General features: G+C 43.5%; 11 protein-coding genes. 2 read left to right on the top strand and 9 right to left on the bottom strand.

Features of this window, described 5'->3' with window-relative positions; translation table 11 throughout:
- Positions 1-139: 139 nt before the first annotated feature.
- The 6 genes from B2Z67_RS03735 to B2Z67_RS03710 all read right to left on the bottom strand — a co-directional run bounded on the left by B2Z67_RS03735 (position 140) and on the right by B2Z67_RS03710 (position 7,219).
- Positions 140-1,540, bottom strand: a complete 1,401-nt coding sequence (locus B2Z67_RS03735) for an alkaline phosphatase (RefSeq protein ID WP_291528479.1) — start codon at positions 1,538-1,540, stop codon at positions 140-142.
- Between the two features lie 225 nt (positions 1,541-1,765).
- Positions 1,766-2,965: an acetate kinase gene (locus tag B2Z67_RS03730; RefSeq protein WP_291528478.1), complete on the bottom strand. Its 1,200-nt coding sequence runs from the start codon at positions 2,963-2,965 to the stop codon at positions 1,766-1,768.
- 22 nt (positions 2,966-2,987) lie between these two features.
- Entirely contained in the window at positions 2,988-4,004 is a 1,017-nt protein-coding gene (gene pta, locus B2Z67_RS03725; protein ID WP_291528477.1) for a phosphate acetyltransferase, read from the bottom strand.
- 130 nt (positions 4,005-4,134) lie between these two features.
- Positions 4,135-5,682 (bottom strand): hypothetical protein, encoded by a 1,548-nt coding sequence (locus tag B2Z67_RS03720; protein WP_291528476.1) that lies wholly within the window; start codon positions 5,680-5,682, stop codon positions 4,135-4,137.
- 35 nt (positions 5,683-5,717) lie between these two features.
- On the bottom strand, positions 5,718-6,509 hold the full coding sequence (locus B2Z67_RS03715; protein WP_291528475.1) for a DUF4384 domain-containing protein: 792 nt from the start codon (positions 6,507-6,509) through the stop codon (positions 5,718-5,720).
- 26 nt (positions 6,510-6,535) lie between these two features.
- A complete protein-coding gene (locus B2Z67_RS03710; RefSeq protein ID WP_291528474.1) occupies positions 6,536-7,219 on the bottom strand; it encodes a hypothetical protein in 684 nt (227 codons plus the stop codon).
- A gap of 301 nt (positions 7,220-7,520) precedes the next feature.
- Between B2Z67_RS03710 and B2Z67_RS03705 the strand changes: the two genes are divergently transcribed.
- Positions 7,521-8,435 (top strand): DUF2156 domain-containing protein, encoded by a 915-nt coding sequence (locus B2Z67_RS03705; protein WP_291528473.1) that lies wholly within the window; start codon positions 7,521-7,523, stop codon positions 8,433-8,435.
- A 93-nt stretch (positions 8,436-8,528) separates the two neighbouring features.
- A complete protein-coding gene (locus B2Z67_RS03700) occupies positions 8,529-9,614 on the top strand; it encodes a GNAT family N-acetyltransferase (protein WP_291528472.1) in 1,086 nt (361 codons plus the stop codon).
- A 65-nt stretch (positions 9,615-9,679) separates the two neighbouring features.
- Here the strand turns inward: B2Z67_RS03700 and B2Z67_RS03695 are convergent, their stop codons facing one another.
- The 3 genes from B2Z67_RS03695 to B2Z67_RS15885 form a co-directional block, all read right to left on the bottom strand.
- Positions 9,680-10,066: a hypothetical protein gene (locus B2Z67_RS03695; protein WP_291528471.1), complete on the bottom strand. Its 387-nt coding sequence runs from the start codon at positions 10,064-10,066 to the stop codon at positions 9,680-9,682.
- 132 nt (positions 10,067-10,198) lie between these two features.
- Positions 10,199-10,690, bottom strand: a complete 492-nt coding sequence (locus tag B2Z67_RS03690; protein WP_291528470.1) for a hypothetical protein — start codon at positions 10,688-10,690, stop codon at positions 10,199-10,201.
- The gene (locus B2Z67_RS15885) at positions 10,680-11,903 is read right to left on the bottom strand and encodes an RHS repeat-associated core domain-containing protein (RefSeq protein ID WP_349677262.1); all 1,224 of its coding nucleotides are present in this window, start codon (positions 11,901-11,903) and stop codon (positions 10,680-10,682) included. Before B2Z67_RS15885 ends, B2Z67_RS03690 begins: the two co-directional genes overlap by 11 nt.
- Positions 11,904-11,975 lie beyond the last annotated feature (72 nt).

Below are 11,975 nucleotides of genomic sequence, written 5' to 3'. Positions count from 1 at the left end.
TATTGCTAATCACTAAGAAGAGAAGAATCCGCGCTCGTCCGCGTTATCCGCGTTCATCCGCTTAATCCGTGCCATCCGCGTACCCATTCTCATCACTAAATTCTCATTTATAAGACTAATTTTAAACCATTACTTACTCTTATTTATATCCGGCAACCTTAGCTATACGCTTCGGAATTTCCGTATTGTCATATTGACCGGCAAACTGCTGGGCGCCTGCGCCGACTGCATATACCGGCACATATCCTGCCGTATGTCCTTCGCTTGTCCAACCTACCATAGCAATCTGGTTCATCACTTTCCTTGCACAAGCAGCCAGCGGTTCGGTTTTTGAATAAAGAGTTTCTTCGAAAACAACTTTGTTCTTTACGAAGGAATTCTGAAATTCATCGCGCAGCATCTTTTCCTGCTCCCAAGTCAGAGACAATTCTTTCCAGAAGCCCATCTTCTCTCCAAGTAAAGCCTTGACATCTTCCCAAGTCACTTTGCGACCTTTCGCCTTACGCAAGTCAGTGATGGCTGTAGAAAGCAAATCCTGGGATTGTTTCTGATATTTCAGGTCTTTCAGGCGCAGTTCGTACTTGCCTGTGCCCAGTCCCAAACCACCGGTTTCATGGTCGGCGGTTACCACAATCAGAGTTTCTTTCGGATGTTTCTTATAGAATTCATAAGCTACCTTGATGGCGTTATCCATATCAATCACCTCCTCAACGGCAGTAGCGGCATCATTGCTATGACAAGCCCAATCAACCTTTCCGCCTTCTACCATCAGGAAGAAGCCCTTGTCTTTTCCTTTTGTCAGGAAAGAGATGGCGCTTTCCGTAATTTCGGCAAGAGTCAGGTCTCCACTCTTGCGGTCAATAGCGTAAGGCAGGCTCGAAGGGTTAGCTCCGTCTTTCTGGATAAGAACCATCTTATCGGCTTGAGCAGACTTTGCCTTGAACTCGTCCACACCTTTCACGATAGTATAACCGGCCTGTTCTATAATAGGGAAAATGCTGGGAGCTTTCTTCTTATCGAAAGAAGTTGTCGGTTTCAGGAAACCGCCGCCCGCATAAAAGTCGAAACCTGCTTTCGGCAAGTCAAGGGCAATTTCGTAATACATACTACGATTGGTTTGATGCGCATAGAAAGCAGAAGGAGTAGCATGGTCTATGCTGACGCTGGTAGTCACTCCAACTTTTCTTCCGGCCTTTTTTGCTTTTTCGGCAACGCTTTGGACAACATTCTTCTGGGCATCCATTCCAATGGCGCCGTTATAGGTTTTAGATCCGGTGGCAAGGGCGGTTCCGCCGGCAGAAGAATCCGTTACCGGATTACTTGCAGAGAAAGTCGTAGCAACACCGACTGCCGGAAACTGGGTAAATAACAACGGCTTCACACCGATACGTCCTTCTTGTTCCGCCTGATACATCTCAGTAGCATTCACTTGGTTAACTCCCATTCCATCGCCAATGAAATAGAATACATACTTTGCCTGCTGGGCATTCATCGCACCTGTCAGCAGTACAAACAGCAATAAATACATGAATCGTTTCATAAGTTGTTTAATTTAAAGTAGTTCTTGAGAAATGTCGCTTTCTCTTAAAAAAAGTTTCTTAATTGAACGGCAAAGATATAGAATTAATAGTATAGGAAAAAAGATATAGAATTAAAAGTACAGGAAAGATTAGGCATAGTTAAAAAAACAAAGCCGGAAGACAACCTGTGTTGCTTCCGGCTCTATTCTTGCATTATGGTTACAATATGATGTATCGTCCAAAGATTATTTCGTTTCCAAAATAGCCATTGTATCCGAAGCAATCATCATTTCTTCATCAGTCGGGATAACCACTACTTTCACCTGAGAATCATCCGTAGAAATCACTGCTTCTTCACCACGAACTTTATTCTTCTCCAAATCCAGCTTCACGCCCATGAATTCCAGTCCTTCGCAAGCGCCGGCACGGCAGGAAGACTGGTTCTCACCAACACCACCCGTAAATACAATAATGTCCACGCCACCCAAAGCGGCAGCATACGAACCAATGTATTTCTTAATGCGGTAGAAGTACATCTGTTCCGTCAGTATTGCCATTTCGTTTCCGGCGGCAACTGCGGCTTCCAACTCGCGCATATCGCTCGACACGCCGAATATACCCATTACACCGCTCTTCTTGTTCAACAAGTCCGATACACCGGAAGGAGTCAGATGTTCTTTTTCCATAATAAACGTAACGGCGCCGGCATCAACATCTCCGCTACGGGTACCCATCATTAAACCTTCCAACGGAGTCAGCCCCATGCTGGTATCTATACACTTACCATCCTTAATGGCTGTAATGGAACCGCCATTGCCAATGTGGCAAGTGATTATTCTCTTTCCTTCCGGCTTCACACCCAGGAACTCGCATACACGTTGCGAAACGTAACGGTGGGACGTCCCGTGGAAACCATAACGACGTATGCCATACTTCTTATACAATTCAAAAGGAACGGCATACAGGTACGCATAATTCGGCATTGTCTGATGGAATGCCGTATCAAACACACCGATTTGCGGTACGTTCGGCAGAATAGCCGATATGGCATTTATACCTTTCAGATTGGCAGGGTTGTGGAGCGGAGCCAGATCATTGCAAGCAGTGAAAGCATCCAGAACTTCCTGAGTCAGCAATACCGACTTACTGAACTTCTCTCCTCCATGCACCGTGCGATGGCCCACTGCGTCAATTTCATTCAAAGACTTGATGGCGCCATATTCCGGACTAACCAATGTATCCAAAATAAATTCCACACCTACGGTATGTTCGGGAATATCCTTTTCCAGTACTTTCTTCCCGCCGTCAGGCAAGGTCAACTTGAGGAACGAACCATTCAAACCAATCTTTTCAATACCACCCTGAGCAATAACCTCTTTGTGGTCCATATCAAACAACTTGTATTTGATGGATGAACTACCGCAGTTCAATACTAAGATTCTCATTATTATATATCAGATTTAATGTTTATTTTGCGTTTTTTTCGGCAATAGCCTGGTTGGCTGTTATAGCAATCATACGATACACATCTTCAATGGAACATCCGCGCGAAAGGTCGTTCACCGGACGGGCAATACCTTGCAGAATAGGTCCTACCGCATCCGCATGTCCCAGGCGCTGTACCAGTTTATAGGAAATGTTACCTACCTCAAGGCTCGGAACTATGAGGACATTGGCTTTACCTGCAATGGGAGAACCCGGAGCTTTGCTGGCGCCTACTTCAGGAACCAATGCGGCATCCGCCTGCAATTCGCCGTCAATAGCTAAATCAGGGGCCATTTCCTTGGCAATCTTCACAGCTTCCACCACTTTATCCACCACTTCGTGCTTCGCAGAACCTTTCGTTGAGAAACTGAGTAATGCCACTCTCGGTTCCATTCCTACCACCGCTTTAGCCGTACGTGCAGTACAAACTGCAATCTGAGCCAACTGTTGGGCATCCGGAACCGGGGTAACGGCAACATCGCCCATTACCAAAATACCATTCTTTCCAAATTCGGGAGCATGAGTCAATAACAGCATCGCACCGGATACGCATGTAATTCCGGGAGTAGTCTTAATAATCTGCAATGCCGGACGAAGAACATCGCCCGTTGTGTTACGCGCACCTGCCAACTGTCCGTCGGCATCGCCGCTTTTGATAATCAGACAGCCCAGGTAAAGCGGATTAGTCACCAATCCACGGGCTTCCTCAATCGTCAGACCTTTCTTCTTGCGCAACTCAAACAACAATTGGGCATACTCTTCTTTCTTCGGATGATTCTCCGGATCAATAATCGTAGCTTTACCAATGTTTCCAAGTCCCCACTCTGCTGCACAGGCATTAACTTCATCCGGATTACCCAGAAGAATTAAATCAGCAACTCCGTCTGTCAAAATTTGATTGGCAGCTTTCAAGGTACGTTCTTCCGTTCCTTCGGGAAGAACAATGCGTTGGCGATCCGCTTTTGCGCGCTCAACGATTTCATTAATTAATCTCTGCATATAGTATAATTGCGTATAAAAATTCAATTGACATGCTAATTACGCCGCAAAAGTACACAATTTTGCAATATGCATATTGCAATTCGGGGTGTATTTACACCTCGAATTGCAATTATTGTAATATTTAACACTAACGAATGATTTCGGGAGCCACTTCTTTGAACTGGTCCATACAAGCGCCGATGGGCGCACCTATGTAGGTGGGGTCACAAATTAAATATTTACTACCATCATCCAGCACCACATAGTCACCGGGAATATCTTCCGTAAAGCGAACGGCGGATGCAATATGGTTGGGATAATCAAGCAGGATGGCATCCAAACCCAGTAAGTCTCTCACCAAAGTAGAGAAAAGCATCGCGCGGTCTTCACAGTCGCAATAGGGATAGAAGAAAGTTTCATCGGGGAAGTATGGCTTCTCAAAGCCAAACTGATCTCCGTCTGTCTTATACTGGAAAGCCGTCTGCACAAAGTCTATCAGAATATTGGCGGCTTCTTTCTGCGATTTGCCTGCGACAGCCGCTTTCAACTGCGGATATAAGGAAGAACGCAACTCCTCGCTCATCGGAGTTTTATAATGAATCACTACGTCACACTGCGGATAATCGTAATAAAAGTCTATCAGATTCTTATTAACCATTACCTGCACATTTACGGCGCCGGTCGAGGAAGTAAACGTACGGTCGGATTCGTCCATAGAGAAAGACGGGATACCTTCAACATTCAGGCACACCAGATTCTTGGCATTGGCAAAATCCTGCTTATACGTATAAATACTCATAGAACTGCCTGGCGTAGGTTCGAACACATAATATTTGCTTCCGCTTATATTCAGATAAGGTGTACCATAGATAGTACCGGCGGGAGCAATCATCAGCTTCAGCCTGTCGTCTATCTTGGCAAGGCGCACTTTATATCCGGATTTATTAAGCAAAAACATCTGCAGGAAAGCGATATCGTCCGCACGGTTGGCGCCAAACACCTGCGTGCCTATTTGCTTGGTAAACAGTAGATACGCCCAATCACTCAGATTCTTTTCCTGTTTAAGGGTCATACAGTCCTTGACCATTTGCTCATAATCCTTCCGGCAAAGGTCTTTCCAGGCATCTGCCACGTCCCCTTCGCGAGTGCCCTTCAGAGAGAAGCCTTCAACAATAGTTGTAGCAACCCTGAAAGGAGAACCGTAGAATTCTACCGGAGTTTGAAGTACCGTAGCGTCCGGTTTTACGGAAGGCACTTCAACCATTACGGGAGTATAGGGTTTTCCCGGCACGTATACGCCCGGAGCAGGCTTATCTTCTATAGCAGGCAGATTGGGACGTTTAATATCTACGGGAACTTTACTGCCGACGTCGGGCACAGGTGCATCCGGTACTTTCGGCGCAGCAGGCTTGATGCTTATCGGAGGCATTACAGGTTTACTCTTATCGAACTCTACCGGTTGGGGAGGTTCGGGACGCTGGGGAGCCGGAATAGCTGCAAATGCATTATACTTTTCCCACGTTTCACGCAGAAATGTCTCAAACTCCGCATCCGCCTTATTTTTGAAATCCGCAAATTCTGTTTGTTGCTGCTTCGCAAATTCTTCAAACTCTTTTTCAATATCCTGTGCGCACAAAGGCGTCGCCAACAAGAAAAAAGCAGCTAAGACAGCGGAAAAACTCTTCGTTTTGTTCATCTGTACAATAGATTTGGAGAAGTTAAAAACTGGTATTACTTAATCAGTATCATCTCATAAAAAGCACAACGCTTGTCATTAGGAATGGAGTACACCCATTTCAACACATTTTGATAGGTTACTTCATCCGTATAAGGGATGTTTTCTTTCGTAGCAACCATCATCATGTTGATTTTCTCATTCTCTTTTCCCTGCTTTTCCATACGATAATCTACCGCATTGCTGAAAGGAATGGTATATTCCTGTCCGACTTTCAGCAGCGTGTCCGACTCATATTGGTTGGGGTAAAGCAATGCGCCGCCGTTCGTATCAAACCAGAAGAACTTCAGATAGGAATCCGTACCATGCACTTTCAGTTTGCACGTAAACACATCTCCTTCCTTATATAAGTTTTCCACACCTTTCACTTCAAGCGCGTACGACTTATCCGTTTTCTCTTCTTTCTGTACTACAGCGTCAATAGTCACCACTTTGTAGAGGGTGCGCGTATCCGTATCCCACACTTCCTCTACTTTCTTATTAGTGACATTTACCATTCCTCCAATTGCAAGCACATTCATTTGAGAATATGCCTCATGGAATTCAGTACCGCTTTCCTGGGAAATCTGTCCGAATACCGACCAGACATTCTCCATAACACCGGCTTTGCTCAAGGCTTCTTTTTTCGCTTCCATGAAAGCGCGTTCTTCCGCTTCTTTCAGTGTAATGTCCTCGCTTACTTGCCAGCGCCCTTGCACGCCCTTCACCTTAACGGTGTTCTGGGCATGCAACGGAGCGGTAATCATTACCATAAGAAATATCCACCCAATCAGGTTGTTCTTATTCATTCGGAGTCTACTTTTAAAGGGTAGTATCAGTAACCCAGTTTATCCAATTCTTTTGCCAGTTCTTCCGACTTGGCAGCCAATTCCTTGCGGATAGCTTTGATAGCTTCCTGGTTTGCTGCTTGTGTGCTGTAACCGATAGTAACCATCACTTCCACATTCTTGTTTGGCAAAGTCTTGTAAACTTCCACCAAAGGAATGATACGTCCCAAAGTAGCGGAAATCACACTCTTGCTGGAAGCAACCACACTCGACAAGCTGGCAGCTTCTTCCTGTCCCATATCATCATTAGCGACTTTGGCGTCAATTAACTGGGATACTTTAGTCTGAATCTGACCTGCCAAATCAATCTTGGCAGCATTCGTTGCCTGCAAAACGGCAGCCGACTGGTTACCACCTACCGTTCTGGAAGAAGCGACATACCAGTACGGATTACCTTCCGTATCCAATTCGGCCTGCTTTTCCCAAGCAGTTTCCAACTGTTTAGCCAAAGGCAATTTCCCTACAGGAGTTTTAAAGCCCTCTTTTTCCAGCTTCTTTGCTTCTTTGCGAGCTTCTTTAATAGCTTTTTTCTGCAAATCTTTATCCAAAACTTTCTCATGTTTCTTCAAAGTCTCATAATTCTTACCAGTCGCTTTCTCTTGCGCATTTACATTTACACAAAACACCATTACAAATGCAACTAAAACACTAATAAATAAATTCTTTTTCATTTCTTTTTCTGTTTAAATGATTAATATTCCACTTAAATTGTGATATACATCGATTGCAAAAATAGGCAAATATTTCTAATAACATCCATAATTACGTGTGTTTTTCTTAAGTTTCTCCAATTGTCCGGGAACAAACCGGAAGAAATATCACCGGAAACAGCTACAAGCAAGCAGTAAAACACCTAACTTTGCAACGTCTCTCAACCAAAGTTTATAGCATTATTTATACTGCTATTTTGAGTTTCAATAACAATTTCCCCCTATCTTTGTTATTCAATAAGCTAACGAATTATAAGACTATATGATATCATTTAAAGACATCGAAATCAAGGACAAAGAACTCATCACATCCTATACGTTGAACAGTCACCGCCGTAACTGCGACCTGTCTTTCTCCAACCTCTGTAGTTGGCGCTTCCTTTATAACACTCAGTTTGCCGTGCAGGATGGTTTTCTGATACTGAAATTCTGGGCGCAAGGCGAACTGGTATATATGATGCCGGTAGGAAACGGCGATCTGAAAAAAGTGCTGAATGACATGATGGCGGATGCCGAACACGAAGGAGAGAATTTCTGCATGCTTGGCGTATGTACGGACATGCGTGCGGATCTGGAAGCTATCATGCCCGGTAGGTTTCACTTTGAGGCGGACAGGAACTATGCCGATTACCTGTATCTGCGCACGAACCTTACCACGCTGGCTGGAAAGAAATTCCAACCCAAACGTAACCATATCAACAAATTCCGCAGAACTTACAATTACGAATATATCCCCCTCACTTCCGACCGCATACAAGAGTGCCTTGACTTGGAAGCAGAATGGTGCAAAGCCAACGACTGCAACCGGCACCAAGGTACAGACAACGAGCGCCGCGCCCTCAGCTATGCGTTGCGCAACTTCGATGCGCTTGGACTCACAGGCGGCATTATTCATGTGGACGATAAAATAGTGGCTTTTACATTCGGTATGCCCATCAACCAAGAGACTTTCGGCGTACATGTAGAGAAAGCGGATACTGCCATTGACGGTGCATATTCCATGATAAACTATGAATTCGCCAACCACATTCCCGAGCAATATACTTATATCAACCGCGAAGAAGACCTGGGTATTGAAGGACTACGCAAAGCCAAACTTTCCTATCACCCAACCATTATTCTCGAAAAATATACAGCTTGCCTCAATAATACCCCTGTGGAACAAATCAATTGGTAAATACTTGCATTATTCATATTGAAACACAGAGGTACTGTGTTTTATCTTTCTTTATATTAAGAAGAGACATAAATGAAATAAAAACAGAGAAAGATGCGTGAGAAAGTAAAAGAATTATGGAGACTTTGTTTTAACGACACTGAAGAGTTCATCGACTTATATTTCAGCCTTCGTTACAACAAAGATGTGAATGTTGCCATTGAAAGCGGTGACGAGGTTATCGCTGCCTTACAAATGCTGCCTTACCCAATGACTTTTTGCAACGAAAACGTATCCACTTCCTATGTTTCGGGTGCTTGCACACATCCCGGCTATCGCAACCGGGGCGTGATGCACGAATTGCTATCACAGGCATTCGGGCGCATGTACCGCAATAACGTGGCTTTCAGTACCCTCATCCCTGCCGAGCCGTGGCTGTTCGACTACTACGCGCGCGCGGGGTATGCACCTGTCTTCCGTTACGGCAGGCGGACTTTCCATTTGCCGCCCGATGTGCAGAACTCTTCCTTACCAGCTTTATCTTCCGAAACGCTTGTCTTGTCTTCTGAAACACCTGCTTTATCTTCCGGAACGCCTTGGGTTCTCCGGACTTATACGGATTATAACGAAGAAGCCTACAACTATCTGAACCGCAAAATGTTGGAACGTCCCTGTTGCCTGCAACATACGGAGACAGACTTCCGCGTCATCCTTGCCGACCTCAACCTGAGCAACGGACACCTGTTCACCCTTTCCAACGGACAAGAAGTCGTCGCCCTTGCTGTTGCCTACCCCGGTGAAAAATCCTCTACGCCACAAATCAATGAACTGCTGTCAGATACCCCCGAAGCAGAGCATCTTTTACTTTCATACATTTGCCGGAAGATGCGAACAGATACCCTCGACATTCTTATGCCGCCCGTCCAAGATCAGCCGTCTTTTCCGTTGGGAATGATACGCATCATTCGTCTCCAACCGGTACTTCATCTTTATGCCGCCACACATCCGCAGGCAGAAATGAACATTGAACTTTCCGATAACGAACTTTCCGCCAACAACGGATATTACTACCTGAACAGGGGGAAGTGCATGTACAGCCACCGCCGCCTGCCGGGCGTACACGAACATCTTTCTATCGGACAACTGGCAGATAAGATATTCTCTTCGGAACATGCATACATGAGCTTGATGCTAAAATAGCTGACCGCTTCGCAAAAACATATCCCAACTGCTTTGAGACACATCGCGTCCTTTCAACGAAGTCATCATTCAATATAATAAAATTTAGCAGATTCATCTAACTCATCTGTGAAATCTGTCGAAAACTGGAAGTTAAACAACACCCATGTATCTTGGGGCTTATATAATGTAAGCATAAGCCTTATGGGTTGCACTTCATATTTAACAATGCATGAATAATGGTTCAAGGATTCACCAATAACACGTCTTACTACAATCTCATGACCACAATATTCTCCAATAGAATCCGTACAGGATACCAATTTGCTTTTTACTTCGCCAACGCTACGAGAATGCATCATGCTAAAATATTTATTTGTTGCAAAGATCTCGTTTAAAGCCATTTCCGCACCTTTACTTTTATACGTATCAAAGAATGATTCTATCAACTTTTCAGATTCCAAATCAGTCACTTTCTCATGTTTACATGATGTCAGCAACAAGAATGACACAATAATAAAACATCTCATATATGCGTTAAATTTGTATTTAGAGAGGCTGTCCCTCAAAAGAGAGACAGCCCCGAAAATCAAATGAATACTATTTCAATAAATCCTTTGACGATGTAAATAATAGTACCACTTTTTATTTTGTATATTTTCATACCACTTACCATTAGTATTTTGTAAGGCGTTAACAAAAAGACTATCATAATAAAATCTTTCATTATCTGCATAATACCGATGCATAATGCGGACTTCTTTAATATTTAAATATTCATCAAATAAGATAATAAAAGTTTCTAATACATTAAACTCACTATATTTATGATAATTTGGATTATTGTAATAAACACTATCAAGATATCCTTTCAAAGCTTCCCGTCCTCCGTCAAATTCTATCCCTTTTGAGCATTTTATCCTCTCCCCATTTTCTCTGATATAAAATACGCTTTTATTACTCACTTTGTCAATTATGACAAATCCATTTATATCCACTATTGGCTTACTACCCATCCTTGGGGTAGTACAAGAACAGCAAGAAAAGGATAATACTATAATTATCAATATGTTTATCTGCCTATTTTTAGAAATCATAACCTAATCTTTTAGACATTATTGTTGCCCTACCATATACAAATTCATCCACCTCAGGTAGAGGGTGTCCATACGGTTGTCCTCGCATATATAGAACCACATGTGCAAATTCATGTACAAGACCAACAGCCCTATGGTTTAATGAACCTTTGCTATTAACAATTACCTGGACATTTCCATTCGTAGAACTCTTCCCCGAAGTAGAGACATTTCCTGGGATTAAAGTTTGACCTAAATTCCCATTAATGGACTTACCTAAAGGTTGCCCCCAAGACCTTAACAGATTTTCATAGTCGTCTCCAAATTCACTTGTATTAACATCATAAGGAGCTGCAAATTCTTCTGTTACTTTTTGTCCATTCATCATATATGTATTGTTATTCGAAAAAGACAATTCTACCATTGTTGGATTTATTGCTATCTCATACATATCTTGCAAGAAAACATCAGATGTGTTGCTTGCTTGTTCTGCTATTGATGTAGGATCCAATACACCATTATTGAACTTCATTGATATACTGGTTTTATCTTCTAATCCATGATATATGGCTGTAATAATTTCCTGCACATTACCACCAACAAGGGTCAAACTATCTCCATGCAAATCTATATAATTTATTGGATTATTCGCACAATACGCATACGGACTCATAGAATAATACTTCTCCGCCATCGGGTCCATCGTCATAAACCTTCCCAGCGCCCCATCATACTGCCTCGCCCCATAATCGTACAGGTTCAGTCCCTTCTTCAGATCCAGTTCCTTGCCATTATACTGGTACGGCTGCGCGGTCTCGTTTGCACTGTCATAGAATGAAAGACCGAAAGGATAGAAATGGTTGTTCTGTATCACCTCGCCGTTTGCCCTGGCCACCACACGGTTATTCCCCAGGTGGTCTTGCAGGTAGAAATGGTGCGTGCCGTTTGCGATATAGCCTCCCTCCGTCAGGATTCGCTTCAACGCCCCATTCTCATAGATCACAGTACCGCAATAGTCCGTAGTGGTGGTTACGCCGTTTATCACATGCTTCGTGCGGGACTTTGTTCCGTCCGCCGCATACGTGTATTCAATGTAACTGTTGTCACCAAACGCTATTCGATTGGGCAAATTTAATATATTATACTCAATATCAACTATGTTTTTATTCAAATCTTTAGTCAGGTTGCCATTTCCATCGTATTCGTACTCGATGACCGAGCTTGCCGAAGCCACGTTCTTAAACTTTAAAAAACATATAGAAAATCGGGAGTATATATAGATCGTAAGCGATCGGCCAACTCCGTA

Source organism: Bacteroides sp. UBA939 (assembly GCF_002293435.1).
Lineage (GTDB): Bacteria > Bacteroidota > Bacteroidia > Bacteroidales > Bacteroidaceae > Bacteroides.
The sequence above is the reverse complement of the archived record's forward strand: the minus strand, read 5'-3'. Positions and strand labels throughout refer to the sequence as shown.

Coding starts and splice junctions, on each gene's coding strand:
- B2Z67_RS03735 (WP_291528479.1), bottom strand. CDS start 1,540: ATGAAACGATTCATGTATTTATTGCTGTTTGTACTGCTGACAGGTGCG.
- B2Z67_RS03730 (WP_291528478.1), bottom strand. CDS start 2,965: ATGAGAATCTTAGTATTGAACTGCGGTAGTTCATCCATCAAATACAAG.
- pta (WP_291528477.1), bottom strand. CDS start 4,004: ATGCAGAGATTAATTAATGAAATCGTTGAGCGCGCAAAAGCGGATCGC.
- B2Z67_RS03720 (WP_291528476.1), bottom strand. CDS start 5,682: ATGAACAAAACGAAGAGTTTTTCCGCTGTCTTAGCTGCTTTTTTCTTG.
- B2Z67_RS03715 (WP_291528475.1), bottom strand. CDS start 6,509: ATGAATAAGAACAACCTGATTGGGTGGATATTTCTTATGGTAATGATT.
- B2Z67_RS03710 (WP_291528474.1), bottom strand. CDS start 7,219: ATGAAAAAGAATTTATTTATTAGTGTTTTAGTTGCATTTGTAATGGTG.
- B2Z67_RS03705 (WP_291528473.1), top strand. CDS start 7,521: ATGATATCATTTAAAGACATCGAAATCAAGGACAAAGAACTCATCACA.
- B2Z67_RS03700 (WP_291528472.1), top strand. CDS start 8,529: ATGCGTGAGAAAGTAAAAGAATTATGGAGACTTTGTTTTAACGACACT.
- B2Z67_RS03690 (WP_291528470.1), bottom strand. CDS start 10,690: ATGATTTCTAAAAATAGGCAGATAAACATATTGATAATTATAGTATTA.